18 protein-coding genes are annotated in these 26493 nt (G+C 72.9%); 5 read left to right on the top strand and 13 right to left on the bottom strand.

Features of this window, described 5'->3' with window-relative positions; translation table 11 throughout:
- Positions 1-99: 99 nt before the first annotated feature.
- The 10 genes from ACI2LY_RS03270 to ACI2LY_RS03315 form a co-directional block, all read right to left on the bottom strand.
- Positions 100-1725, bottom strand: a complete 1626-nt coding sequence (locus ACI2LY_RS03270) for an AMP-binding protein (RefSeq protein ID WP_404705602.1) — start codon at positions 1723-1725, stop codon at positions 100-102.
- Between the two features lie 3 nt (positions 1726-1728).
- The gene (locus ACI2LY_RS03275; RefSeq protein WP_404705603.1) at positions 1729-2736 is read right to left on the bottom strand and encodes an acyl-CoA desaturase; all 1008 of its coding nucleotides are present in this window, start codon (positions 2734-2736) and stop codon (positions 1729-1731) included.
- Between the two features lie 5 nt (positions 2737-2741).
- Positions 2742-3575, bottom strand: coding sequence for an SDR family NAD(P)-dependent oxidoreductase (locus tag ACI2LY_RS03280; protein ID WP_404705604.1), 834 nt, complete (start codon positions 3573-3575; stop codon positions 2742-2744).
- Positions 3572-4903, bottom strand: coding sequence for a protoporphyrinogen/coproporphyrinogen oxidase (locus ACI2LY_RS03285; protein ID WP_404705605.1), 1332 nt, complete (start codon positions 4901-4903; stop codon positions 3572-3574). Before ACI2LY_RS03285 ends, ACI2LY_RS03280 begins: the two co-directional genes overlap by 4 nt.
- Positions 4904-4907: 4 nt before the next feature.
- Entirely contained in the window at positions 4908-5957 is a 1050-nt protein-coding gene (locus tag ACI2LY_RS03290; RefSeq protein ID WP_404705606.1) for an AfsA-related hotdog domain-containing protein, read from the bottom strand.
- Positions 5954-7351 (bottom strand): NAD(P)/FAD-dependent oxidoreductase, encoded by a 1398-nt coding sequence (locus ACI2LY_RS03295; RefSeq protein WP_404705607.1) that lies wholly within the window; start codon positions 7349-7351, stop codon positions 5954-5956. Before ACI2LY_RS03295 ends, ACI2LY_RS03290 begins: the two co-directional genes overlap by 4 nt.
- A complete protein-coding gene (locus ACI2LY_RS03300) occupies positions 7348-8358 on the bottom strand; it encodes a 3-oxoacyl-ACP synthase III family protein (RefSeq protein ID WP_404705608.1) in 1011 nt (336 codons plus the stop codon). The genes ACI2LY_RS03295 and ACI2LY_RS03300 overlap by 4 nt, the downstream gene beginning before the upstream one ends.
- Positions 8340-12308: a type I polyketide synthase gene (locus ACI2LY_RS03305; RefSeq protein ID WP_404705609.1), complete on the bottom strand. Its 3969-nt coding sequence runs from the start codon at positions 12306-12308 to the stop codon at positions 8340-8342. The genes ACI2LY_RS03300 and ACI2LY_RS03305 overlap by 19 nt, the downstream gene beginning before the upstream one ends.
- A gap of 3 nt (positions 12309-12311) precedes the next feature.
- Positions 12312-18161 (bottom strand): SDR family NAD(P)-dependent oxidoreductase, encoded by a 5850-nt coding sequence (locus ACI2LY_RS03310; protein ID WP_404705610.1) that lies wholly within the window; start codon positions 18159-18161, stop codon positions 12312-12314.
- A gap of 443 nt (positions 18162-18604) precedes the next feature.
- Entirely contained in the window at positions 18605-19453 is an 849-nt protein-coding gene (locus ACI2LY_RS03315) for an alpha/beta fold hydrolase (protein ID WP_404705611.1), read from the bottom strand.
- A 370-nt stretch (positions 19454-19823) separates the two neighbouring features.
- On the opposite strand from ACI2LY_RS03315, the gene ACI2LY_RS03320 reads away from it, so the two are divergent.
- The 5 genes from ACI2LY_RS03320 (at position 19824) to ACI2LY_RS03340 (ending at position 24320) form a co-directional block, all read left to right on the top strand.
- Positions 19824-20075, top strand: a complete 252-nt coding sequence (locus tag ACI2LY_RS03320) for an acyl carrier protein (RefSeq protein WP_404705612.1) — start codon at positions 19824-19826, stop codon at positions 20073-20075.
- Positions 20072-20947, top strand: a complete 876-nt coding sequence (locus tag ACI2LY_RS03325) for a class I SAM-dependent methyltransferase (RefSeq protein WP_404705613.1) — start codon at positions 20072-20074, stop codon at positions 20945-20947. Before ACI2LY_RS03320 ends, ACI2LY_RS03325 begins: the two co-directional genes overlap by 4 nt.
- A 62-nt stretch (positions 20948-21009) precedes the next feature.
- Positions 21010-22335 carry an NAD(P)/FAD-dependent oxidoreductase gene (locus ACI2LY_RS03330; RefSeq protein WP_404705614.1) on the top strand — a complete coding sequence of 442 codons (1326 nt, stop codon included), beginning with the start codon at positions 21010-21012 and terminating at the stop codon, positions 22333-22335.
- Positions 22332-23342, top strand: a complete 1011-nt coding sequence (locus tag ACI2LY_RS03335; RefSeq protein ID WP_404705615.1) for an SDR family oxidoreductase — start codon at positions 22332-22334, stop codon at positions 23340-23342. Before ACI2LY_RS03330 ends, ACI2LY_RS03335 begins: the two co-directional genes overlap by 4 nt.
- A gap of 57 nt (positions 23343-23399) precedes the next feature.
- Positions 23400-24320, top strand: a complete 921-nt coding sequence (locus ACI2LY_RS03340; RefSeq protein ID WP_404705616.1) for an SDR family NAD(P)-dependent oxidoreductase — start codon at positions 23400-23402, stop codon at positions 24318-24320.
- A gap of 15 nt (positions 24321-24335) precedes the next feature.
- Here the strand turns inward: ACI2LY_RS03340 and ACI2LY_RS03345 are convergent, their stop codons facing one another.
- From ACI2LY_RS03345 to ACI2LY_RS03355, 3 genes are all read right to left on the bottom strand, one after another.
- Positions 24336-25082 (bottom strand): 4'-phosphopantetheinyl transferase family protein, encoded by a 747-nt coding sequence (locus ACI2LY_RS03345; protein ID WP_404705617.1) that lies wholly within the window; start codon positions 25080-25082, stop codon positions 24336-24338.
- Positions 25079-25396, bottom strand: a complete 318-nt coding sequence (locus tag ACI2LY_RS03350; protein ID WP_404705618.1) for a helix-turn-helix transcriptional regulator — start codon at positions 25394-25396, stop codon at positions 25079-25081. The genes ACI2LY_RS03345 and ACI2LY_RS03350 overlap by 4 nt, the downstream gene beginning before the upstream one ends.
- A 266-nt stretch (positions 25397-25662) precedes the next feature.
- The gene (locus ACI2LY_RS03355; RefSeq protein ID WP_404705619.1) at positions 25663-26493 is read right to left on the bottom strand and encodes a sterol desaturase family protein; all 831 of its coding nucleotides are present in this window, start codon (positions 26491-26493) and stop codon (positions 25663-25665) included.

Here is a 26493-nt window from a genome sequence, read left to right on the forward strand (position 1 = left end):
CGGCTCCCTGCCTGCGTTTTGCAGGTCAAGGGCGATGTAGCGATTTTACAGAAGGAGTCGCGGGTGCGGGGGCCCGGGTTGGCCGGGCCCCCGGGTCCGTCAGGTGAAGGTCACTCGGGCGACGGGGGTGAAGCCGTCCGTGGTGAGCAGGGCTCGGCAGCGGAAGCGTTGGATCTTGCCGCTGGGGGTCTTCGGGAGGACCCCGCGTGGCAGGAAGAGGCACTCCGCGAGGGCCACCCCGGCCCGCTCCAGGGCAAGCGACGCCGCCTCCTCGGCGATGGGGCGGTAGTCGGTCGGGGTGCCCTTCGGCTCCACCATGAGCACCAGCCGGGTAGGGCCGCCGTCGCTCACGTCCACGACCGCCGCGCAGCCCTTGCGGATGTTTCGGTGGTTGTCGACGACCGACTCGATCTCGGAGGCGTACACCTTGCGTCCGCCCACCGACAGCATGTCGTCGGCGCGGCCCAGGACGTACAGCTCGTCGTCCTGGACGAAACCCAGGTCGCCGGTGTGCAGCCAGCCGTCCTGGAACCGGGCGGCGGTGCGGTCCGGGTCGGCGTAGTAGCCGGAGGCCAGGCTCGCCGAGGCCACCTGGATCTCGGCGACTCCCCCGGCCGTCCCGGCCCGCACGCTCACGCCGGGCAGCGTCCGGCCGTTGGAGACCAGCCGGGTGGCGCGCGGGTGGTCCGCGGGCACCTCGATCACCGTTCCCTCGACGAGCGCGGGCCCGTCGAAGGAGAGCGTCCTGGGGACCTCCGCCCAGGGTTTGCCGGTCACCGCGAGCGTCGCCTCGGCCATGCCGTACGCGGGCTGGAACGCGGTGTCGGTCAGGCCGAAGGGGCGGAAGGTCTCCGTCGCCGCGGTCAGGGTCTCCCAGTCGACGCGCTCGGCGCCGATCACGGCGGCCCGCAGCTTCAGCTGCTTCGGGAGCGAGCCCTTGCCCTGGGCCCGGGCGGCGAGATACACGGCGGTGCTGGTGCCCGCCGTCATGGTCGCCCCGTACTCCGCCATGTCGCGGAACCACGTCCGCGGCGCCATCCCGAACCGGTCGGGCGAGGACAGCACGAAGTCGAAGTCGTACGCCCACGTGTACAACAGGCATCCGAACATGCCCATGTCATGCGAGAGGGGCAGCCAGGAGGCCACGGTGTCCGCACCCGGCCGCCCGCCCGTCAGGTGCAGGATGATCTGCAGCTGCTGCTCGATGGCGCGGGTGGTGAGAGCGCACCCCTTGGGCGTGCTGGTGGACCCGGACGAGTACTGGATGAAGGCCAGGTCGTCCCGGCCCGGCGGGCTCGGTTCGATACGCCCCGCGCGGCGCAGTGCCGTGAAGGCGTGGACCGGTGCCTGCGCGGTCAGCTCCGGCGGGACCAGCGCGGTCAGCCACTCGTCCACGAGCAGCAGCGTGGGGTCCAACTGTGCCGCGAGCGCGATGAGTTGTTCGCCGTACGCCTCGGGGCTCTGACCCCGGGTGGGCAGCGGCAGGGAGGCCACCGCGCCGCCCGCGAGCCAGATCGCGAGCAGTCCGCGAACCGTGCCGGGGGTGTTGGTGAGGATGCAGGCGACCCGGGTGCCGGGCCCCACCCCGAGGGAGCGGAGTCCGACGGCCATCGCGTGGGCGTCCTCGACCACCTCGCGCCAGGGGGTGTGGTCGAACTCCTCGCCGTTCCACTCGTGCAGGACGCCGTGCGAGGAGCCGTTGGTCAGGGCGTTGAAGAGCTCCATGTCCTACTCCACATCCACGAGGGAGGCGTCGGCGTCGTGGCGCCGCTCGGCCATGGGGGCCAGGGCCTGCTGGGACTCCAGGAGGCGCCGCTTGTCCGTCGACGCCGCCTCGACCCGGCTGACGTTGGCCTCGCGCATGGTCATCCGCTCGGGGTCGATACGGATGACCTTCCAGGCCAGGCCGGTCTTCTCCAGGCTCCAGATGAGGATGGCGGAGAGGTCGATCTCGTACCACTTCATGCCGTGGCGGGCCGAGCGCGGGAAGGCGTGGTGGTTGTTGTGCCACGCCTCGCCGAACGAGGGGACGGACAGCCAGGCCACGTTGCGCGACTCGTCGGTGGTGTCGAAGCGGCGGCGTCCGAAGACATGGCCCACCGAGTTGACGGCGTACGTCATGTGGTTGATCAGGAAGATCCGGACGAGGCCGCCCCACAGCAGGCCGGTGAGCCCGGCCCGCACCGAGCCGCCGGTGATGCCGAAGGCGATGAGGCCGGGCAGCACCACGCTGGCGGCGATGACCAGCACCATGTTCTCGCTCAGCCAGCGCAGGGGCTTCTCACGGACCAGGTCGGGGCAGTAGCGCATCGGGTCGGAGCTGAGGTCGACGTCGAAGAGCCAGCCGAGGTGGGCGTGCCACAGCCCGGCCATGGTGCCCTTGAAGCCCGGTTCGAAGTCCAGGTGCGGGGAGTGCGGGTCGCCCGGCTTGTCGGCGACGCGGTGGTGCTTGCGGTGGTGGGCGGCCCAGATCAGCGGCGGGCCCTGCCCGGCCATCACGCCCGCCGTCGCGAGGGCGTAGCGGATGGGCTTGTACGTCTCGAACGAGCGGTGGGTGAGCATGCGGTGGTAACCGGCGGAGATCCCGAAGCCGGAGACGGCGTACATGATGACCAGGACGACCACGTCCGACCAGTTGAAGATCTCGTTCCACAGCAGGCCCATGGCGCCGAAGACCGCGAGCAGCGGGATCAGGGACGCGGCCAGGATGAACCAGCGATGCTTTCTGCCGTCCATGTGCTTCACACTTTCCGGGAGTTGACCGATTGAGGGTGCGCGGTGGTGCCCGCCCTGCGGAACAGGGGCAGAACGGTCCTGCCGAGCACGGGGAAGAGCAGCGTGCGGGGAAGGTGGCGGCCCGCGAGGTACTGGGCCTTCGCCACCGGGCCGGGCACGACCACCCGGCGCCCTTCCGCCATGCCGCGCAGGCCCGCCTCGGCGACGCGGCGGGGGGTGAGCCAGGCGAGGAGCGGGTTCTTCTGGAGGTCCCGCATGCCTCCTTCCGCGTAGAAGTTGGTGCGTACGGGGCCGGGGGCGAGCAGGGTGCAGGTCACCCCGGTGCCGCGCAGCTCGACGTGGAGCGACTCGGCGAAGCTGTTGGCGAACGCCTTGGTCGCCGCGTAGGTCGCCGCGGTCGGTACGGGCTGGCAGCCCGCGGTGGAGCCGGTGACGAGGATTCGGCCGTGCCCGCGCGCCAGCATCCCGGGCAGCAGGGCCTGGGTGAGGGCGTGCAGCGCGACGACGTTGACCTGGACCTCGGCGCTCTCCCTGGCCGGGTCGTTGGTGCTGAGCGGCCCGCAGGTCGGGAACCCGGCGTTGGCGCAGAGCACCGACACCGGTTCCGCGGCGAGTTCCTCCGTCAGCGCGTCGCGCGCGACCGGGTCGGCGAGGTCGCAGGTTCGGACGTGGACGGTGACGCGATGTCGGTCCCGCAGTTCCTGGGCGATCCGCTCCAGGGCGGCGGTGCCGCGCGCGACGAGCCACAGGTCGTGGCCGCGGGCGGCGAGGCCCTGGGCGAGGTGTTCGCCGATGCCCGAGGAGGCGCCGCTGACCACGGCCCACTTGCCGCCGCTCATGCGGTGCGCCGCGGCGAGCCGAGGTGGTCGGCGATCCGCCCGGCGGCCGCGCGGCCCGTCCGTGCGCAGCCCTCGATGGACACTCCCTGGATGTAGTCGCCCGCCAGTTCCAGCCCGGCGATCCCCGCGACGCTCTCGCGGACCTCGGCCAGGAACTCGGCGTGATAGGGCAGGTAACCGCTGTAGGCGGCCTTCCAGTGCTTGACCAGGAGGTTGACCCGCTCGGCGCGCGGGGCGCCCAGGTGGGTGCGCAGCCGCTCCTCGGTGCGGCTCGTGAGCCGGTCGATGTTCTCCGGGCCGAGGTCGGTGAGCCTGCCCTCGGAGCCGCTGTACGTGTACCGGACGATGTGGCGTTCCTCCTGGCCGTACGAACCGGCGTTGGTGCACGGCCCGTCGTCCATGGCGAGCGCGCGCACCTCGTGGGTGAAGATGTCCCGGTCGTACTCGACGAGGACCACGGTCGACGGGAAGTACCTGACGTCGGCCAGCCTGCCCGCGAGTCGGGGCCGGGCCGAGCGGACGATCTCGGCGGTGGCGTAGGCGGGGGTGGCCAGTACGACGGCGTCGTAGTCGGTGGTCCTCGGCTCGGCCCCGGCCTCGGAGATCCGCAGGCCCGTGACCTTGCCGTCGCGGATCTCGAGGTCCGTCACGCGCGCGTCGAGCCTGACCGGCACCCGCTTGGCGAACGCCTCCAGCACGGGCTGGATGCCGCCCGAGAGCTGATCGTAGTGGTCCAGCAGCATGGCGATGTTGGTGCCGAAGGTGCCGGGGTGGACCTCGTGCGGCTCGGCTCCGTTGTTCCGGATCACCATGGGCCGTATCAGCGTGTCCGTCAGCTCGGGGCCGAAGAACTCGCTGAGCGGGGCGTGGTCGTGCTTGCGGGAGACGCCGGTGAAGTAGCGGGAGCCGAGGAAGCGGTTGCGCCGGTCGGCGCGGATGCGGGCCGCCATGGACGCCAGCCGGGCGAAGTCCCGGGCCGAGCCCATGCGCCGGATGTTCTTCAGGGTCTGGCCGCGGCGCTCGCTGTCGATCGTCAGGAGTTGGCCGTCCTTGATGCGGGAGGCGTTGTACCCGAAGCTGTCGTAGGCGTCGCAGCCGAGTTCCGCGGTGAACCAGCGGAAGGTGTGGTACTCGCGGCCGATGTTCTTGCCGCCGGTCATCACCGGCCGGTCGCCGAGCTTGTCCAGGCCGAACCGGCCGCCGAGCGTGCTGTCGGCCTCGATGACCTCGACGTCGTGGCCGAGCAGTTCGAGGCGGAGGGCGGCGGTCAGGCCCGCGATGCCGCCGCCGACCACGGCCACCCGCCGCTGTGTGGGTTCCAGTGACATGAATTCAGACTCCGAGGTCGTGAGCGCGGGGGTGGGACGGTGTTCCGGTGGACGGCAGCAGGTCGACACGCCCCTCGACGACCGTCGCGCCGAACTGGCGCAGCCGGACGGTCACCGGCAGGCGGCCGTCCGGGGCGAGCGGCTGGACGTCCGCCTCGTAGGTGAGGTCCGCTTCGAACTCGGCGAAGTCCAGGAAGGACGCCTCGCAGCCGACCGACAGGGCGGACGGCGAGGCGAGGGCCCCGCTGCGGCAGGCCGCCGCGACGGCCGCCTGCCGCAGGCCCTCGACCATCAACGGGCCGGGCACGTGGTCGTACTCGTGGTCGAAGAAGGCGGGGTGGCTCAGGTCGGCGGCGAGCAGATAGCGGGCCCTGCCGTCGCCGGGCCCGGTGGGGTCCGGGTCCGGCGAGGCGATGACCACGTTGCGCCGCAGCTCGCGGCCGACGCGTACCGGCGCGAGCGGCCGCGCGGGGGTCGACCGGGCGTCCGCCACCGGCTTCCGCGCCCGTTGGAAGGCCCGGAAGACGTCGTAGTCCTCCTGCGACATGAAGGCGAGGACCGCGCTGAGGGTCATCGCGCGGCGGCCGGCGATCTCCATGACGCCCTCGAGGACCATGCCGACCACGTCCGAGCCCTTGCCCTGCCGTTCGGCGACGCGGAAGTGCAGGTAGCCCTGGAGCGGGGTGGACCCGTCGTCCACGTAGGCCAGCGGGTCGTCGACCCGCAGCGCGATCCGCTGGAGGCTGAAGGGGCTGCCCACGGGCACGCCCACGTACCGGTGCAGCAGGACGAAGATGGCCTGCCGGGCGGCTTCGGCGGACGCGAACGGGTCATGGTGCGCGGGGTCCCGGTCGGACCACAGGCTGTGCGCGCGCGGCAGCTGGAAGGACAGGTGGAAGTCGTCGGCCGAACTCCGCGCGGAGTCGGCGACGAACACCTCGCCGATCTGCCTGCGGTGTGCCAGCGCGCGCGGCACGGTCTGCTCGAAGTCCAGCCGGACACCGGGCGGCGGCAGGGTCGGCGGGGTGTTCGCGGACGGGAGGGTACGGGTCATCTGGTCGGCTCCGGTTCGAGCGAGTCCTGCTGGACGGGGCCCACGTGAGGGGCGTTCTCGTAGACGGGCGTGCGCATCGCCCTGCGGCGGCGGATCTCCGTCGCGGCGAGCCGGGCGAGCTCGTCCACGCAGGCGCGGCGTCCGCCCCGGCCGCGCCACAGTGCCGCGCCGGTGGCGCCCAGGACCCGGCCGGGTGTGAGGACGTCCAGGACGGAGGCCCGGTGGCTGAGCAGGTTCAGTACGTTGTCCATCCGGCCCTTGGCGTGCAGCGTGCGCACGACTTGGGGGACGACACCCGCGATGGGTCCCGCGACACCGAGGTCCGCGGCCAGCCCGTAGTACTCGGCATAGGTGCGGTCCCGCCACCGGCCGAACTCGGCGATGGCGCGGTCGAGTTCGGCCGTGGCGGGGAGCGTCGAGCCGATGGCCGCGGCCAGCCGGTCCGCCTGGTGGAAGGCGTCCCCGATGCCGCGGCCGCCCGCCGGGTCCTTGAAGTGCCCCGCGTCGCCGAGCAGCACCCAGCCCGCGCCGGACGCCTCCCGGAAGTACCCGTAGAAGCGGCGGACGCCGTAGATCCTGTCGACCCGGCGGGCGCCCGCCACGGCCTCGGCGATGGGCGCGCAGCGCGCGATGTGCGCCGCGACGGCCCCTTCGAGGTCGGCGCGGAACGACGCGCGCTCGTGCCGCTCCGGGGAGACGCCCACGATGTAGCGGCCGTTGTCGGCGGGGCCGCCGAGCATGTGCCGGTCACCCCAGCGGTGGAAGACGAAGGTGGGGCGCTTCCCGAGGTCGGCGCCCTCGAAGTAGGTCCAGTAGTAGCTGCGTTCGCCGGGGCTGACGTGGTACATGCGGGAACCGCATGCCTCGGCGATCGTGGAGGTGCGGCCGTCGGCGCCCACGACGAGCCGGGCGCGCAGCACGGACTCGGTGCCGCCGGTCACGGTCCGGACCCCCGCGACCCGGCCGCCCTCGCGGATCACCCCGAGCACGCGGGTGCCGAGCCGGACCTCCGCGCCCGCGGTGCGCGCCGCGCCGACGAGCACCGGGTCGAGCACCTCCCGGCGGATGCAGGCCGCGCCGCCGACGTCCCCGTCCCGCTGCGGGAAGGCGGCCACCGCGCGGAACTCCTCCAGACGCATGTCGACATGGCTCATCGTGGTGGCTCCGGCCGCCCGCAGCTCGTCCATGACGCCGAGGCGGTGCAGGAAGGCGAGGGAATCGGCCTGGAGGATGTTCGAGGAGAGCGTGGAGCGGATGCGCGCGGCCTTGTCGAGCACGGCGACCCTCAGGCCCCGGCGGGCGAGGAGGGCGCCGAGGGTGGCTCCGGCGCACCGCGCGCCCACGACGACGACGTCGAAGTCCTCCGTGGCGACGCCCGTTCCGGTGCCGCTCATGAGGCGCCGTTCCAGCGCACCGCGGCCGCGGCGGCGAAGTCCCCGGCGTGGGCGAACCCCGACATGACGACGAGGTCGCCGTCGTGCAGTACCCCGGCGCGTGCGGCCAGGTCGAGGGTGACGGGTACCGCCGCGCCGTAGAGGTTGCCCAGGCGGTCGAAGGTGTCGAGGTGCCGCTTGGCGTCGAGGTCCAGCGCCTGCTGCCAGTTCCGGAGGAAGATCCGGTTCGGCTGGTTGGTGACGAGGACGTCGATGTCGGACGGCTTCTCACCGAGGTCGGCGCAGAGTTCCCGGACGAGTTCGGGTACGAGCCGGTTGCCGCGGTCGAGGATCTCCTTCTGCTTCTCCGCGTCGAACCAGATGTCCGTCTGTCCGGCGCCGGGCTCCCAGTACTTGCGCCCGTCCGATGCCGCCAGCCCCAGATCGACGGCGTACTCGGGGGTGTTGCGCCTGCGTACCCCGAGGATCGGCGAACCCCCGCCCGCCTGGAGGAGGGCGACCCCGCAGCCGTCGCCGGGGATCGCGGCGTGGGGACGCTTGCGCACCTCGGACTGGGCGAACATCTGCCCCGCGGTGTTCTGCACGTTGGCGATCAGGGCGGTGCGGGCGGTGCCGTCGGCCATGAGCTTCTGGGCCAGCTGGAGCATGTACATGAACGAGGCACAGCCCGCGTTGTGCAGGTCCACGATCCACGCGGGGTCGATGCCGAGCCGATGGGCGGCCTGGGCGCCGACGCCCATGAACGGCTCGTCCGGGAGCAGGACGTTGGTGAGGAGCACGTCCACCGCGGGTGTCCCGCCGTGCCGCTCGAAGAGGGGCCGGGCGGCCTTCGCGATCATGTCGGAGGCACGCTCGTCCGGTGCGACGTGGTGCCGGGTCGCGGGGACCTTGAACAGCGGGGCGTTGGCGAACGGGTCCACCGGGGCGTCCGCGTCGTGGAAGAACTCCGGTCCCACGACGTTCTCGGGCAGATAGCTGCCGAAGTCGACTATGCCGACGGGCTGCATGAGCGTTCCTTTCGAAGCCAGTCCTCGACCGTCCGTGCCGTGTCGGCGGCGTGTTCCTCGAGGAGCGAGAAGTGGTCGCCCGGGACACGTGTGACCGTGTCGGCCGCCTGCCAGAGGCGCCAGGCCCCGCTGTCCGGTGCGTCGGGGCCGTGCTCGGCGGCCAGCAGCAGGGCGGGCGCGGCGAGCGGGTCGGCGGTCCAGTCGTCGAAGAGGCGCAGATAGCCGCCCATGGCCAGGACGGCCGCGTCGTCCACGACCGCCGACGTCTCCTCCCCGGACAGGATGTGCCCCATGGCCCAGCCGAACACCGCGCTCTGCTGCCCGGGTTCGGGCTCGTAGGTGTCGATGAGGACGACTCCCGCGACCTCGTGCCCGTCGCGCTCGAGGCGGGCGGCGACGGCGTGCGCGAGGGCCCCGCCGATGGAGTGCCCGGCGAGCAGCACCGGGGCGCCGGACGCGGTCGCGAGGGCCGCGTCGGCCAAGGTGTCCAGCGCGCTCCCCCAAGTACCGGGCACCGGGCCCGAGTCGGCGCCGATGCCGGGCAGGGCGAGCGCCGACATGCGCAGCCGGTGCCGGAAGCCCGCGGCGAACCGCGCGAACTGGTGGGGGCCCGATCCGGCCAGGAACGACGGCACGCACACCACGGCGGGCTCCGCGGGTCCGTCGGAGAGCAGCACGGGCCTGGGCGGGGCGGCGGGGCGGCCCGAGAGGGAGGGAAGTCCGGCGGCGGCCTGCCGCAACCTCGGTACTGTATACGGGAGTTCACCCCTGGCGTGGGCGGCTCTCAGGAGCGCGGCGGGGCCCTCGTCGGCCGGGGGCTCCCGCGTCGCCGGTCCGTCGGCGCCGGTCAGCAGCCGCAGATGGTCCGCGATCGCCCGTGGCGTCGGGTGGTCCACGAGCAGCGTCGCGGGCAGGTCGAGTCCGGTGACCTGGGCCAGCCGCCGCTGGAGCCGGACCGCACCCAGTGAGTCGATGCCGAGCTGCAGCAGGGTCTTGTCCGGGGCGACGGCCGTGGCGTCGTCGTAGCCGAGGACGAGCGCCGCCTGGGCCCGGACGAGTCCGAGGACGTCAGGTGTCGGCGCGGGAGCGGCGTGTTCCTCGGCGGGCCGGTCCGGTAGGGACGCACCGGTGTCCGGGTGTTCCTGCGCGGGTGCGGTCCGCGGCACGTCGATCCAGTGCCGACGCCGCTGGAAGGCGTAGGTGGGCAGGCTCACCCCCCGGCCCGCCCCGGGCGGGAACAGGCCCGTCAGGTCGCCGCCCGCGCCCTGGACATGCAGTTCGGCGAGCGCGGTCACCAGCGATACGGGCTCCGCGTCGTTCCCGGCGTCGCCGTCGTTCCCGTCGAGCGCGGAGACGAGCACCGCTGCCGTGGGGTCCGCCAGACAGTCCTGCGCCATGCCGGTGAGCACCCCGGCCGGTCCCAGCTCCAGGAAGGCGGACACTCCCGCGTGCTCCAGAGCGCGGACGCCGTCCAGGAAACGGACCGGCCGCGCGGCCTGCGCCACCCAGTAGTCGGGGGTGGCGAGGGCGGCCGGGTCGGCGAGGGCGCCGGTGACGGTGGAGACGAGGGGGATGCGCGGCGCCCGGTAGCTAAGGCCGCCCGCGATCTCGGCGAACGGGCCGAGCATGGGCTGTACGAGGGACGAGTGGAAGGCGTGGCTCACCCGCAGCTCGCGGACGCGGCGGCCCTGTTCCCGCCAGCCCGCCGTCCAGCGGTCGAGGTCCTCGACGGTTCCCGACACGACGACGGAGCGCGGGCCGTTGACGGCTGCCACCGCCAACGACGCGTGCCCTGCGAGGCTCGCGCGCACCTCGTCCTCCGACGCCCGCACGGCGACCATCCCGCCGCCGGTCGGCAGCGCCTGCATCAGCGTGCCGCGGGCGGCGACCAGGGTGCCGGCGTCGGCGAGCGAGAGGATTCCGGCGACATGGGCGGCGGCCAGTTCACCGACCGAGTGCCCGAGCAGGAAGTCGGGGGTCGTGCCCCACGACTCCACGAGCCGGTACAGGGCGACTTCCAGGGCGAACAGGGCCGGCTGGGTGTAGCCGGTACGGTGCAGCAGGGCCGCCTGCTCGGTGCCCTCGGCGGCGAACATCACCTCCCGCAGCGGGGTCGGCAGCCGACCGTCCAGCGCGTCGCACACCGCCTCCAGCGCCTCCGCGAACACCGGTTGAGTGGCGAGGAGTTCGCGTCCCGTTCCGGCGCGCTGCGAGCCCTGCCCCGAGAACAGGAAGGCCGTCCTGCGGACACCGGTGGCGGCGCCCCGGACGGCACGGGCCGGTAGTTCCCCCTCGCCCAGACCGGCGAGGGCGGCGAGGAGTTCGTCCTGTCCGGCGCCGATGACGACCGCGCGGTGCTCGAAGCGGCTCCTGGTGCGGGCCAGCGCGGCGCCGACCTCGGCGGGCGCGGTGCCGGGGTGCGCGGTGAGGTGGGTGTGCAGGCGGCGGGCCTGGCCGCACAGGGCGGCGGGGGTGCGGGCGGAGAGCACCCAGGGGATCACGGGCGGGGCGTACTCGACCTGGCCCGCGACCTCGGCCGCTTCGTCGGGTGCCTCCTCGGGTGCCTCCCCGGGGGCTTCCTCCACGATGACGTGGGCGTTGGTGCCGCTGATGCCGAAGGAGGAGACACCGGCCCGGCGGACCCGCTCTCCGCGCGGCCAGGGCACGGGCTCGGTGAGCAGCCGGACACCGCCGGACCAGTCGGCCTCGGGGGTGGGCCGGTCCACGTGCAGGGTCCGGGGCAGCACTTCGTGGCGCAGCGCCTGCACCATCTTGATGAGGCCGCCGACCCCGGCGGCCGCCTGGGTGTGCCCGAGGTTGGACTTCAGCGAGCCGAGCCGGAGGGGAGGTGTGCCGCCGCGCTCGCGGCCGTAGGCGGCGTTCAGCGCCTCGGCCTCGATGGGGTCGCCGAGCGAGGTGCCGGTGCCGTGGCCCTCCACGGCGTCGACGTCCGCGGGGCGCAGCCGGGCCGCGGCCAGCGCCTGGCCGATGACGCGCTGCTGGGCGGTGCCGTTGGGTGCGGTCAGGCCGTTGCTGGCGCCGTCCTGGTTGACGGCCGAGCCCTGGACGACGGCCAGCACCCGGTGTCCGTTGCGCCGGGCCTCGCCGAGCCGCTCCAGGAGGACGACCCCGGCGCCCTCGCTCCAGCCGGTGCCGTCGGCCGCCCCGGCGAAGGACCGGCACCGGCCGCTCGGCGAGAGGCCGCGCTGCCTGCTGAACTCGGTGAACACACCGGGCGTGGACATCACCGTCACACCGCCCGCGACGGCGAGGTCGCACTCACCGGCGCGCAGTGCCTGCGCCGCCAGGTGCACACCGACCAGGGACGAGGAGCAGGCCGTGTCGATGGTGAGGGCGGGGCCCTCGAAGCCCAGCGCGTAGGAGAGCCGCCCCGACAGGACACTGCCCGCCGAGCCGATCCCCCAGTAGCCCTCCAGGTCGCTCGGACCGGACCGGGCGAGCTGGGCGTAGTCCTGGCCGGTCGTACCGACGTACACGCCCGTACGGGAGCCGCGCAGCGTGCCGGGGTCGACACCGGCGTTCTCCAGGCACTCCCAGACGGTCTCCAGGAGCAGTCTCTGCTGCGGGTCCATGGCGAGGGCCTCGACGTGCCCGATGCCGAAGAACTCGGCGTCGAACTCGGTCGCCCCGTCGAGGAATCCGCCGGAGCGGGTGTACGTGGTCCCGGGATGGTCCGGGTCGTCGTGGAAGAGGCGGGAGAGGTCCCAGCCCCGGTCGTCCGGGAAGTCGCCGACGACGTCACGCTCCCGGATCACGGCGTCCCACAGCTCGTCGGCGGACGTGATGCCGCCCGGGTAGCGGCAGGCCATGCCGACGATCGCGACCGGCTCCTCCACGCGCTGCCGGATCTGCGCCAACTCCTCGCGGCTGCGCCGGAGTTCTTCGAGTACGCGCTTGAGATACCGCAGTGTCCTGTCGTCGTCCGGCATGGCTCAGGCCACCCCCAGGTCGTTGTCGATCAGGTCGAAGATCTCGTCGGCGGTGGCGTTCTCGACCAGCAGCCCGGGGTCGGTTCCGCCGCGCGGCTCGCGGTCCCGCAGCGCGGCGATCAGGGACCGCAGCCGGGCACCGACGGCCTCGGCGTCGGCGGCCGGGACCGTGGGGAGGAGCGCGGCGAGCCGGTCGAGACCCTCGTACACGTCGGGGGCGCCCGCTGTCTGTCGCGTGCCGTCGGGTTCGGCGTCCCGCTCCAGCAGGGTCCGCAGATGAGCGGCGAGCACCGGCACCCGGGGATGGCTGAAGACGAGGGTGGAGGGCAGCGTGAGCCCGGTGGCCTGACCGAGCCGGTTGCGCAGCCGGACCGCGCCGAGCGAGTCGAGCCCCATGTCCCGGAAGGGCCGTTCCGGATCGATCGCGTCGGTGTCCGACTCGCCCAGGACCGCGGCCAGTTCGTCGGCCACCACCCGTTCGAGGAGCGCGTCGCGCTTCTCGGGCGGGGTGGCCGCGAGCCGGGTGAGCAGGGCGGCCGGGCGGGCCCGGGCCGGGCTCGCCGAGGCGGGGACGAGCAGCGTGAGGACGGGGGGAAGGGCGCCCTCGCGGGCCAGGGAGCGCAGTGCGGCCAGGTCGAGCCGGGCGGGCAGGAGCAGCGCGTCGTCCGTGCCGTGCACGGTGTCGAAGAGGCGCAGCGCCTCGTCGGTCGCCAGCGGGGCGAGTCCCGACCTGCCGAGCTGGGCCACTCCGGCTCCTTCGAGGTGCCGGGTCATGGCGCTCGCCCGTGCCCAGAGTCCCCAGGCGAGCGAGGTGCCGGGCAGCCCCTGCGCCCGCCGCCACTGCGCGAAGGTGTCGAGGAAGGTGTTGGCGGCGGCGTAGTTGCCCTGCCCGGGGCCGCCGAGGGTGCCCGCCACGGAGGAGAAGACCACGAAGGACCGCAGCGGGGCGTCCGCCGTGAGCTGGTGCAGCTGGAGTACGGCGTCCACCTTGGACCGCAGGACGCGGTCGAGGCGGTCGGGGGTGAGGGCTTCGACGAGGGCGTCGTCCAGCACTCCGGCGGAGTGGATCACCGAGGTGAGCGGGTGTGCCCGCGGGACGGCGGCGAGGAGCCGGGCCACCTCGTCGTGCTCGGCGAGGTCGCACGCGGCGAGGGTGACGTCGGCGCCCAAGGCGCGTAGCTCGGCGGCGAGTTCGGCGGCCCCGTCGGCGGCCTCGCCGCGTCGGCTCGCCAGGAGGAGGTGCCGGGCGCCGTGCTCGGCGGCGAGGTGCCGGGCCACCTGGGCGCCGATGCCGCTGGACCCGCCGGTGACGAGCACGGTGCCGTCCGGGTCGAAGGGCAGCGGTCCGGCTTCGTCCGCGACGCGGGCGCGCACGACGCGGGGTACGTGGACGACACCGTCCCGCACGGCGAGTTGCGGCTCGGCTCCGGCGAGCAGCGCGGCGGGTACGGGGCCCGGCGTGCCGTCGAGGTCCACGAGGGCGAACCGTCCGGGGTGCTCGGACTGGGCGGCGCGTACCAGCCCCCACAGGGGTGCGAGGCCGGGACGGACGGCGGTGGTGTCCGCGCCGACGGCGACGGCGTCACGGGTGACGAGGACGAGCCGGGAGCCCGCGAGGCGCTCGTCGGCCAGCCAGCCCTGGAGCAGGGCGAGCGTGCGGTGCGCGAGGGCGCGGACCTCGGCCGCGTCCGGTGTGACCGGCGGGGCGGGTTCGGGGGCGATCACGGTGTCCGGCACGGGGGCACCGGCGTCGAGGGCCGCGATGAGGGCGGTCAGGTCGGGGTACACAGTGGCGTCCGCGTCGTCCGGGACGGCGCGGGCGCTCTCGGGTGTGCCCAGCACCGCCGTCGTGGCGCCCGAGCGCATCGGCGCGGTCGCGGTCGGCACGGGCTGCCACTCCAGCCGGAACAGGGTCTGCGCGGCCGGGCTCGGGAACCCGGCTCCGGGCGCGGAGACCGGGCGGGCCACCACCGAGTCGACGGACACCACCGGGGAACCGTTCTCGTCGGTCGCGGTCATGGCCACGACCCCCTCCCCCCGCGTGCTGAGCGTCACCCGCAGCCGGGTCGCGCCCGGACCGGTGATCCGTACGCCCGACCACGTGAAGGGCAGCCACACGCGCCCCGACCCGCCCTCGGGAGCGGGGAGTTCGCTCAGCTCGGCGTGGAACGCCGCGTCGAGCAGCGCGGGGTGTACGCGGAAACCGTCGGCGTCCGCCGTGGTGTCGACCTCCGCGATCAGCCCTCCCGGGTACCGCCAGGCCGCGCGCAGCCCCTGAAAGGCGGGGCCGTAGTCGAAGCCCCGGTCGGCGAGGCCGTCGTAGAGGGCGTCGATGTCCACCGGTGTGGCGCCGGGCGGGGGTCCGGCCGCCGGGGGTGGCGCCGGTGAGTCGGGCAGCGGTGTCACCGCGAGGTGGCCTCCGGCGTGCCGGGTCCATGGCTCCTCGGGGGCGCTGTCGGAAGAGCGGGAGTACACGGCCAGCGTTCGCCGTCCCGTCCCGTCGGGCGCCCCCACCGTCGCCTGTATGTCCCTGGCCTGCTCGTCCGCGAGGACCAGCGGCTCCTCCAGGGTCAGCTCGCCCACCGTGTCACAGCCGGTCAGCTCGGCCGCCTGCGCGGCCATGTCCACGAAGGCGGTGCCGGGCAGGAGGACGGTGCCGTGCACCGCGTGGTCGTCCAGCCAGGTGTGCGAGGCCCGGGAGACCCGGCCGGTCAGCAGCCACCCGTGGCCCTCCGCCAGCTCGGTGGCCGCGGTGAGCAGCGCGTGCCCGGTGCGTCTGAGGCCCGCCCCGGTGACGTCGCTCGTGCCGGTGCGCGGGGTGGCCCAGTGCCGGGTCGCCTGGAAGGCGTACGTGGGGAGTTCCGTGCGGCGCGCCTCGGCGGGGTCGAACACCGTGTCCCAGGCCACCGGCGCTCCGTGCGTGTGCGCCTCGGCCAACGCGGTGGTGAAGCGGGCGAGTTCGGCGTCCCGGCGGGCCGAGCCCAGCACGGCGGCGGAGCCGCCCGTCGCCTCCACCGTCTGCTCCATCGCGACCGTGAGGATGGGGTGCGGGCTCACCTCGATGAACGTGGTGTGCCCCTGGGCGAGGAGGTCCCGCAAGACCTCTTCGAAGCGGACCGTCCGGCGCAGGTTCCGGTACCAGTAGTCGACGTCGAGCCGCGCGGTGTCCAGTTCGGCGGCGGTGACCGTGGAGTGGAAGCGGATCTCGCCGGACCGGGGCGCGAGCGGGGCCAGGGCGTCGGCGATCCAGTCCTTCACGGCGGCGACCTGCGGGGAGTGCGAGGCGTAGTCGACGGGGACACGCCGGGCCCAGACGTCGTCGGCGGCGCACCGGGCGAGGAGTTCGTCGAGGGCGGCCGGGTCGCCGGATACGGTCACGGAGGACGGCCCGTTCACGGCCGCCACGCAGACGCGTCCGCCCCAGTGCTCGAGCAGGGGCGCGACCTCGTCGGCCGATGCCGCGACCGACGCCATGCCACCCTGCCCCGCCATGGTGGTGGCGATGGCCCGGCTGCGCAGCGCCACGATGCGGGCGGCGTCCTCGAGCGAGAGTCCCCCGGCGACGTGGGCGGCCGCGATCTCGCCCTGCGAGTGCCCGACGACGACGTCCGGGACGACCCCGTGGTGCTGCCAGAGCGCGGCGAGCGAGACCATGACGGCGAACAGGGCGGGCTGTACGACATCCACACGGTCCAGCTCGGGCGCGCCCGGCGCGCCGCGCAGCACGTCGTCGAGCGACCAGTCCACGTGGGGCGCGAGCGCGTCGGCGCAGGCGCGCAGTCGGGCGGCGAAGACCGGGTGTGCCGCGGCGAGTTCGCCGCCCATGCCGAGCCACTGGGAACCCTGCCCGGGAAAGACGAAGACGGTTCCGCCGCCGGTGCGGGCCCGTCCCGCGGCGGACCCCTCGGGGGTCTCGCCGCGGGCGAGAGCGGCCACGGCGCCGAGGAGGTCGGCACGGGTGGCCCCGGTGACACAGGCCCGGTGTTCGAAGTGGGTCCGGGTCAGCGCCAGCGCGGCCCCCACCTCGACGGCGCCGGTCTCGGGCCGGGCGGTGAGGTGGGTGTGCAGCCGGTCGGCCTGGTCCCGCAGGGCGGCCGGGGTCTTGGCGGACAGCAGCCACGGCACGACGGGCAGTCCGGCGCCCCCGGCCGAAGGGGCTCGGGGCACCGGCTGGTCCTCGGGCGGCTCCGTCACGATGACGTGCGCGTTGGTGCCGCCGACGCCGAACGCCGACACCCCGGCCCGCCGGACCCGTCCGCCTCGCGGCCACGGCGCCGCCTCGGTCAGCAGGGAGACCGCTCCGTTCGTCCAGTCCGCCTCGGGGGTCGGCCGGTCGACGTGCAGGGTGCGGGGCAGCACCTCGTGGCGCAGCCCCATGATCATCTTGATGAGGCCGCCGACGCCCGCGGCGGCCTGGCTGTGGCCGATGTTGGACTTCAGCGATCCGAGCCGCAGCGGACTGTCGGCGGGACGGTCCTCGCCGAAGACCGAGGCGAGCGCGTCGATCTCGATGGGGTCGCCGAGCTTCGTACCGGTACCGTGCCCCTCCACCGCGTCGATGTCACCGGGGCGGAGTCCGGCGGAGGCCAGCGCCTGCCGCACCACCCGGCGCTGCGAGGGGCCGTTCGGGGCCGTCAGACCATTGCTCGCGCCGTCCTGGTTGACGGCCGAGCCGGGGATGAGGGCGAGGACGCGGTGGCCGTGCCGACGCGCGTCGCTGAGGCGCTCCAGGACGAGCACGCCGACGCCCTCGGACCAGCCGGTGCCGTCGGCCGCCTCGGCGTAGGACCTGCACCGCCCGTCCGGGGAGAGCGCGCGCTGTCTGCTGAACTCCGTGAACACCTTGGGTGTCGCCATCACCGCGGCACCGCCTGCCAGGGCGAGGGAGCACTCGCCGCCGCGCAGCGCCTGGGCGGCCAGGTGCACGCTCACCAGGGAGGACGAGCAGGCCGTGTCGACGGTGAGGGCGGGACCCTCGAAGCCGAAGGTGTACGCGATGCGGCCGGACAGCACGCTGCCCGCCGAGCCTATCCCCCAGTAGCCCTCCAGTTCCCGCGGTCCGGAGCGGGCCACCTGCTCGTAGTCCTGGCCGCTGCTGCCGATGTAGACGCCGGTCGGGGACTTGCGCAGGGCGGTGGGGTCGATCCCGGCGTTCTCCAGCGACTCCCACATGGTCTGCAGGAGCAGCCGCTGCTGCGGGTCCATCGCGAGGGCCTCGCGCCGGGAGATCGCGAAGAAGTCGGCGTCGATGTCGGCGGCCGAGTCGAGGAATCCGCCGGTACGGGCGTAGCTCGTGCCCGGCTGCTCCGGGTCGTCGGAGAAGAGGCCGTCCAGGTCCCAGCCCCGGTCGGTGGGGAAGTCCGCGATCACGTCCCGCCCGGCGGCCACGACCTCCCACAGGTCGGCGGGCGAGGCGATGCCTCCGGGGTAGCGGCACGCCATGCCGACCACGGCCACGGGGTCGTCGGCGCTGTCGTGAGCCGCCTCTGGCTCGGCGTCGGCCTCGGCCGTTTCGGCGGCTTCGGGGGCGAAGCCCAGCAACGCCCTTAGCTGGTACGCCACTTCGGTGGGCGTCGGGTGGTCGAAGAGCAGGGTGAGGGGCAGGTCCAGTCCGCTGGCCATGCTCAGACTGTTCGTCAACTCCATGGCGGCCAGGGAGTTGTAGCCGAAGTCGCGGTAGGCGAGGTCGGGTGCGACGTCCTCGGGGCCGACGCCGAGGAGTTCGGCGGTCTTCTCCCGCACCAGGCGCAGCAGGACCGGATGGCGGTCTTCCGACCGCAGTGCGGCCAGCCGCTCCCCGAGGGAGCCGCTCCGCCCGCCCAGCGGACCGGCCGCGTCCCTGGCGTCCGTCATGTCAACCTCCACGTCATCGCTCCGCGCTCGCTTCTCGCCACGCTCCCGCGCACGGGAGTGGCTGGGGAGGGTCCCGCTCTTCGGCTGGGGCACAGTGCTGTCCCGGCTCGGTCGTGTCGCGCCGTTCGCCGCCCGGTCAGGACGCCTGCGCGAGACGCGGTCCGGCATCCCCCTGGGACCGGTCGGCTCCGTACCGGGACGTCCCGAGGGCCGACGGCATCGACGCACCCCCACCGGTCTCGTGACCGGATTTCCGGGCCGCCCGGCCCGCTGTCCTACCGCTCGGCACGGCCCCCGGACGGGGTGTACGTCCGGTCTCAGTCATACGTTTCCGCCCGTGGGCCCCCCAGCGCCCCCGTCACCCCGGGCCACGGGCCGTGCCCGGGTGAACCCTCCGCGCACCGGTGCCCTGAGGCACCGGCTTCCCGATCAGCGCCGCGGAGTCAGGCGGCGGCCTTCCCCGTGAGCAGGAACGACCTGATGTGCTCGGCGAGGCGTTCCGGCTGGTCCTCGGGGATGAGGGTGTAGCTGTCGGCGATCTCCACCAGTTCGCTCTTGGGCAGCAGCTCGGCGAGCCTGCGCCCGTGCTCGACCGGCATCACCTTGTCCTCGGTGGCCCAGACCACCAGCGCCGGCCGGTCGAAGTCCCGCAGCTTCTCCGCCCAGTTGAGGAGTTCCTCCTTGGGCGGGACTCCCAGCACGTACTTGCGCAGGTCCCGGCGGATCTCCGCCGAGCCCCACAGGGGCGCGAACCAGGCGTCCATCACCTCGGGCGGGACGGGTCGCTTGGTCATCCAGCCCCAGGTCATGGGCAGTCGCCGCATCGGCTTCGCCTTGAGCAGCTTGAAGGCGAGGTTGATGCCTCCCGGCATCTTCGCCGACATGTACAGGTTCGAACCCGGCACACCTGGCGGGAAGTTGTCGAACGCCTCGCAGGACGTGATCACGAGTCGGCCGATCCGCTGGTCCAGGCCCAGCGCGACCAGGGCCTGCGCCCCTCCCCAGTCGCTCATCACCAGGGTGACGTCGCTCAGGTCCAGTTCGTCGAGGAACTCCGCGACGAGCCGGGCCACGCCGGGGATCGACAGGTCGGCGTCCGGCCGCATGGGCGTGCGGTGGCCACCGAGGGGCAGCGTCGGGACCACACAGCGGAAGTCCGCACTCAGGGACGACACCACGTTGCGCCACAGGGAACCGTCCATCGCGACGCCGTGCAGCAGGACCACCACCGGGCCCGTGCCGCCGGTGTCCTGGTACTCCACCGTTCCCGCCGCAAGGCGCACTTCCGCCATTCTCATCTCCTCGGTCCTGGTGCGAAATGGAGAGGTCGGGAGCGGCGCAGCGGCAAGCGGCCACGATATACGGCCGGCCATCGGCACACCGCCCCCGTCAGGGTGAGCCGCGAGCTAGCAAAACACCTCCCGCGCGATTTCGCCAGCAGGAAATTCGCCGAAAATGATCATTACCCTAAAGGGCAATATTCTCGCGTCGGCCACCTGGGTACGCTGACAACCCTCCTGCGTTGGCCAGAACTTGCCGCGGCGTGACTCGCGGCCGTCCCACCGCCCCCGAACCCTCCACCGGCTCTCTCCGGCGGTGCGGCGGGGTCGCGTGTCACAGGAACTCGCCGACATCACCAGCTCGCACCGGAAAGGGCATCCCGTGATCACTTCTGAAGAGGTCTGCGCCCGTATCGCCAAGAAGATCGGCAGCAAGGCGGATTCCTACACGCTCAATGCGGACACTTCGTTCGACGCCGTGGGTCTTTCGAGTCTGCAGATCGCGGACATCGTCTACTCCATCGAGGACGACCTCGGCATCGAGTTCGACGAGAGCAAGGCCGCCGGTGTCAAGACGGTCGCGGACCTCGTGCGGCTCGCGGAGGAGAGCGCGAAGAGCGGAGAGGCCGCGTGACGGCCACCGGTTACCAGGGCGCCACGGCGGAGTCGATCCGGCACCACTACGACCTGTCGAACGACTTCTTCGCCCTGTGGCTGGACGCCGGCCGCACCTACACCTGCGCCCTCTGGGACGGCGGCGATCCCACCGACACGCTGGAGAAGGCCCAGGAACGCAAGCTCGACTGGCTGATCGAGGGGGCCCGCGCCCCCGGCGCCGACCGGGTCCTCGACGTGGGCTGCGGCTGGGGCAGCCTGCTCGACCGCCTGGTCAACACCCACGGGGTGCGGCACGCGACGGGCCTCACGCTCAGCGACAGCCAGGCCGAGTGGCTGCGCGAGACCGGTCTGCCGGGCACCGAGGTGCGCGTGGAGAACTGGCTCGACCACCAGCCGGAGGAGCCGTACGACGCCATCATCTCCATCGGCGCCTTCGAGCACTTCGCCCGCACCGGTCTGACCCGCGCGGAACGCGTCTCGGCCTACCGGGAGTTCTTCGACCGCTGCCGGGAGTGGCTGCCGAAGGGCGGACGGCTCGCCCTGCAGACCAACATCAAGGGCAACAACGTCCGGATGGACAAGCAGACCGTCCGGGACCTGCTGTTCATCATGGACACCATTTTCCCGGAGTCCGAGATCCCGGCCCTGTCCGAGGTCGTCGAGGCGGCCGAGAAGCGGTTCGACATGGTGCGCCTGCGCAACGATCCGGACCACTACAGCCGCACCTGCCAGGAGTGGCTGGACCGCCTGCGGGCCGACCGGCCCCGCGCCGTGGAGCTGGCCGGTGAGCAGAACGTCGCCGACTACGAGCGCTACCTGGGCTCGACGGTGACCCACTTCGCCAACCGCCACCTCGGCCTGTCCCGGATGATCCTCGAAGCCGTGTGAGGAGCGGTCCGGGAGCCCGGCGGCCGACAGCCCCGCAGGTGGACCTGTTGAGGAGCACTGAAGTGAACGCATACAAGCACGTCGTCTACTGGCACGACTCCGAACAGGTCACCCCCGGAGCCCCGCTGCGGGACACCGTCGACTGTGACGTCTGCATCGTCGGAGGCGGCTTCACCGGACTGTGGACCTCCTACTTCCTGAAGGAGGCCGAGCCCGCGCTCGACATCCGGATCGTGGAGGCGAACCACTCCGGCTACGGGGCGTCGGGCCGTGCCGACGGCTTCGTCACCCCCACCATCGGCAAGGACATCCAGGCCCTGGTCAAGGAGTTCGGTCTGCGGCGGGCCCTGGACGCCTCGCAGGCGGTGGGCCGGTCGATCCTGGAGATCGGCAGGTTCCTGCGCAGGAACCGCGTCGACGCGGAGTACGAGGCCAACGACTACCTGATGGTCGCGACCGACACCGCACAGCTCAGGCGGCTGGAGCAGGACCGGGACCTCGCCGAGCGGATGGGGGCGGCGCGGGCGGAGGTCCTGCCGCGCGAGGAGTCCCAGGCCGTCATCGGATCGCCCGCGGTGATCGGCAGCATGCGCACCGGCGGGGCCCTGGTGAACCCGTTCAAGCTGGCGCGCGGCATCGCCCGGGTGGTCCGCGACAAGGGCGTCACGATCTACGACCAGTCGCCCTGCCTGCGTGTCGAACCCGGCGTCCGGCCCACCGTGGTCACCGCCGGGGGCCGGGTGAAGGCGGACAAGGTGGTCCTCGCCACCAACGTCCACATGTCCGCCTTCCCGCCGTTCCGCAGGAAGGTCGTGCCGATCTGGACGTACGCGATGGTGAGCGAACCCCTCACCGACGCCCAGCTCGCCCGCGTGGCGTGGGCCGGGCGGGAGGGCATGGTCGAGGCCAAGTCGCTGCTCACCTGCGCCCGTTTCACCCACGACAACCGCGTCATGTTCGCCGGTGGCCCCGCTCCGTACTACTTCGGCGGGGACAAGCGGCAGCGGAACATGAACCGCCCGGAGGTCTACCGGCGCATCCACGAGGAGTTCCTCCGCTTCTTCCCGATGTGGGCCGACGTCGAGTTCACCTACGCCTACGGGGGCACCGCAGACGTCGTACGGGACTACGCCCCCCACTTCGGCACCCTGGGCGGCGGCAACATCCTCTACGGGTACGGCTACTGCGGGAACGGGATCGCCGCGACCCACACGGGCGGCAAGGTGCTCAGGGACCTCGCCCTCGGCAAGGACACCGACTACTCGCGGCTGCTCTTCGTGGACGACGAGCGGCGCAAGCCGCCCGCGAACTTCCCGCCCGAGCCCGCCCTCTACGTCGGCGCCCACGCGGTGACCCGCCTGATGAACTGGAAGGAGTCACGGGTATGACGGCCCGTCGCACGATCCTGCTCACCGGAGCCTCCGGGGTGGTGGGGCGCAGCATCCTGCGGGAGAACGGACCGTCCGGGCCCCGGATCATCGCCGCCACGCACAGCGCTCCGGTCCCCGAGGCGCGGGAAGCGCCGCTCGCCCTGGACCTGTGCGCCGACCGCTTCGGCCTGGACGCGGACAGCTACGCCGCGCTGGCCGCCGAGGTCGATGTCGTCATCCACTCGGCGGGCCTGACCGAGTGGGGTCTGCCCGCCGAGCGCTACGAGCCGATCAACATCGAGGGCACCCGGCGGGTCGCCGAGTTCGCCGAACGGAGCGGCGCCGTCGTCCACTTCATGAGCACGGCCTTCGTCGCCGCGCTCGCCCCGGACGCACCCGTACCGCTGAGCGAGGACAACGTCTGCGTCAACTACATCCGTTCCAAGCACCGGGCGGAGCAGGTGCTGAGGGACAGCGGACTGCCGCACACGGTGTTCCGGCCCACGAACCTCATCGGCGACTCGACCACGGGCTGGACCTCACGGGGCCAGATCGTCCAGCTGATGTCGGACTGGCTGGGCCGGGGGCGGGCGCCCTACGTTCCCGTACACCCCGGCATCCGCATGGACTTCGTACCGCAGGACCTGCTGTCGCAGGCCGTTCTGCGGGCCATCGAACTCGGTGATGACGAGGGCGAGTTCTGGGTGACGTACGGCCCGGAGGCGATGGACGTGGAGACCTGTCTGCACGTGCTCGCCAAGCACGCGGCCGACCGCGGCCGGGCGCTGACCCTGCCGCCGCTGGTGGACGCCGACGGCATCGACGCGGACGCCCTGGCCAGGACCGCCCCGATGACCCGCTCCTACCTCTCGGTGCTCCGGGACGTCAGCGAGGTCACCCGGTGCTGCGGCGGCGTCCTTCCCACCTCCATGCCCGAACTGCGCGAGCGCTACGGCGTGCCCCGCGTGGACGACACGGCCGCCTACCTGGCCAGCCTCGAGTACGCCGCCGAACACCTCGGCTGAGCGGACCGCCCGGCGCGGGCGCAGCACGATCGGCATCGACGGAAGGGACACACTGGCGTGGACGACGGACGGAATTCCCCGGATCTGGGCGGAAAGGTGGCCGTGGTCACCGGGGCCAGCCGGGGCGTGGGCCGCGGCATCGCCCTCGCTCTCGGCGAGGCGGGCGCGACCGTGTACGTCACGGGGCGCAGCAGCCGGACCGGTGAGCGCACCGAGGACATGCCCGGCACGGTCGAGGACACCGCGGAGGAGGTGACCCGGCGCGGCGGCAAGGGCATCGCGCTGCGCTGCGACCACGGGGTGGCGGCGGACAACACGGCTCTGGCCGAACGGGTGGAGAGCGACCACGGCCGTCTCGACCTCCTGGTCAACAACGCCTGGGGCGGGTACGAGCGGTCCGCCGAGGTCCGCTTCGACGCCCCGTTCTGGGAACAGCCGCTCTGGCGCTACGAGTTGTTCGAGGCGTCGCTGCGCGGGCAGTACGACGTGACGCGCAAGCTGGTCCGGCTGATGCTGCCACAGCGGAGCGGTCTGGTGGTGGGCATCAGCTTCTCCGACGGCGACATCTACCTCGGCCAGGTCGGCTACGACGTCTTCAAGTCGGCCGCCGACCGCATGTGCCGGGGCATGGCCGCCGACCTGCGCAAGCGCGGGGTGGCCGCGGTGTCCCTGCATCCGGGTTTCGTGCGGACCGAGCGGGTGGAGGCGGCCTGGGAGGCGATGGGCAGCGGCCCGGCGTCGGTGGTGCACTCGCCCGAGTACGTGGGCCGCGCGGTCGCCGCGCTGCTCACCGACCCGGACGTCATGGAGCGCTCGGGCCAGGTGCTGAGCACCGGCGACCTGGCGGCCGAGTACGGCTTCACCGACGTGGACGGGCGGCGCCCGCCTGCTTTCCGCCTGGAGGGCCGGATGAGCCTGGCGACGCGGATGCACCGGCTGAACAAGGTGGTCAGCGCGAGCACCGACGCGGCCCGATAGGCGAGTCCGGCCGCTCTACGGCAGGCGCAGGGGGCGTACCCGCACGGTCGGAGCGCGGTCGTCCGCCGGGCCGCCGTCGCCGTCGTCGCGGACGGCGACGGCGGCCCGGTATCCGGCGGGGGCGGGTACGTCGATGAGGGACCAGCCCGGCGGTCCGGCGGGGGCCTCAGCGGGTGCGAACCGCGCGGGAAGCCCGACGTGATGGCGCCCTATCCCGGCGGCGAGCCCGGTGCCGAGGCCCTTGAAGTACGCCTCCTTGCGCACCCAGCAGCCCAGCAGGGCCGGGCCGCGCAGGGCGGGGGGCAGGGCGGCGATCGCGCGCTGTTCCTCGCTGTGCAGTCGGCGGCCCACGCTGTCGAGACCGCCCGCCATCAGCTCGGCCGACTCGATGTCCGCTCCCACGGGCGACTCGGCGATCGCGTAGAGGGCCGTGTCGCCCGCGTGCGAGAGGGAGAAGGAGGGCCCCGGGCGGCCGGCGATCACCGGCCGCCCGTGCGGCTGCTCGCAGTCCGTCATCCCGCAGACTTCACGGCGGAACGCGACGTCCCGCGGGGCGATCCCCAGGCACCGGCCGATCAGCAGACGAAGGCCGACATGGGAGGTGACGTACCGCCGGCGGGCCAGCGGGTCCCGGAAGCCCGCGGCCCGCTCGGCCTCCTCGGCGTCCAGCATCCCCGCCAGCCGAGCCGCCGCCGCCGCGTGATCGGGTATCCACAGCGTCCAGACGGCGACCTCGCGGGAACGGTCCGGCGTCTCCGTCATGTGCGGTTCAGGCACGTCCCGCCCGAGCCGAGCTGCTCCGCCCAGCGCACCGACACCAGCGTGGCTTCCACCCGGTTCCGCAGGCCCAGCTTGCGGGTGATGCTGGTCAGATGGGCCTTGACCGTCCGTTCGGCGATACCGAGGCGGCGGGCCAGGGCCCGGTTGCCGTCGCCGATCGGCAGCACTCTGAGTACTTCCCGCTCGCGCGGTGTCAGTGTGTCCAGCGCGGAGACGTCCACGCCTTCGACCCCGCCCGCGCCGTGCAGTAACGCGGTCCCCTGCGCGCCTGCTTTCGGTGCACCGTCCCCGTTCATGCGTTCCCCGTCCCTCGTGTCAATTTCAGCCACGGGGGAATGCCAATGAACGCCCATACCAAATGTCCATCACCCCCGTGATGCCTGAACTCTACTGCGCCGCAGGAGGGTTGTCAGCCGTAGCTCGAACAGCTTTTCCCTGCCATGACGCGGGGGAGGAATCGGGTGCGAACGGCGGGTTCCGCGGTTCCGATTCCGGCGAGAATAGACGACGAAACACAATGGGGAATTCGCTCGGTGTCCATACGGAGCCTTCTCGCCCAGGGTCAGCGGGACGCCGGTGTCCAGCCGGGTGGGCCCAGCAGGTATCCGGCGCGGTCCCGCCAGGTGCGGGCCGTGCGGATGTCGCGCCAGGTGGCCGCGTACTCGTGGAAGGCGACGCGGAGCGGGTTGTGGGTGTCGATGTTCTTCGTCAGGCCGTACACCACGCGCTCGCCCTCGGCCTCGAAGGTGCCCAGCAGGCGGTCCCAGACGATGAGGATGCCGCCGTAGTTGCGGTCCAGGTAGACGTAGTTGGAGCCGTGGTGCGCGCGGTGGTGGGACGGGGTGTTGAACACCCACTCCACCGGCCGCCACAGCTTGTCCACCCGCTCGGTGTGCAGGAAGAACTGGTAGACCAGGCTGACCGACTGCTGGAGCAGGATCATCCAGGGCGGTACACCGAGCAGCGCCAGCGGCAGCCAGAACGGCAGCGTCGTCATCGGCGTCCAGCTCTGCCGCAGCGCGGTCGACAGGTTGAAGCGCAGGCTGGAGTGGTGGACCACATGGCTCGCCCACAGCACCCGCACCCGGTGATGGGCGCGGTGGAAGACGTAGTACGCCAGGTCGTCGGCGAAGAACAGCAGCAGCCAGGTCCACGGGGAGGACGGCGAGAGGTGCCAGGGGGCGACGGTGAAGGCGGCGGCGAACACCACGACCGTCACCGCCTTCCACGGCAGCCCGATGACCTGGCTGCCCGCGCCCATGGACATGCTGGTGACGGTGTCGCGCAGTTCGTAGCCGCGTTCGTCGTCGTCGGGGAGGAAACGGTACGACAGCGCCTCCACGACGACGAGGAGCACGAACGCGGGTATCGCGTAGACGACGGCCGGGATCAT

Origin of the sequence: Streptomyces sp. NPDC002176, from assembly GCF_044903645.1 — a bacterium.
GTDB lineage: Bacteria > Actinomycetota > Actinomycetes > Streptomycetales > Streptomycetaceae > Streptomyces.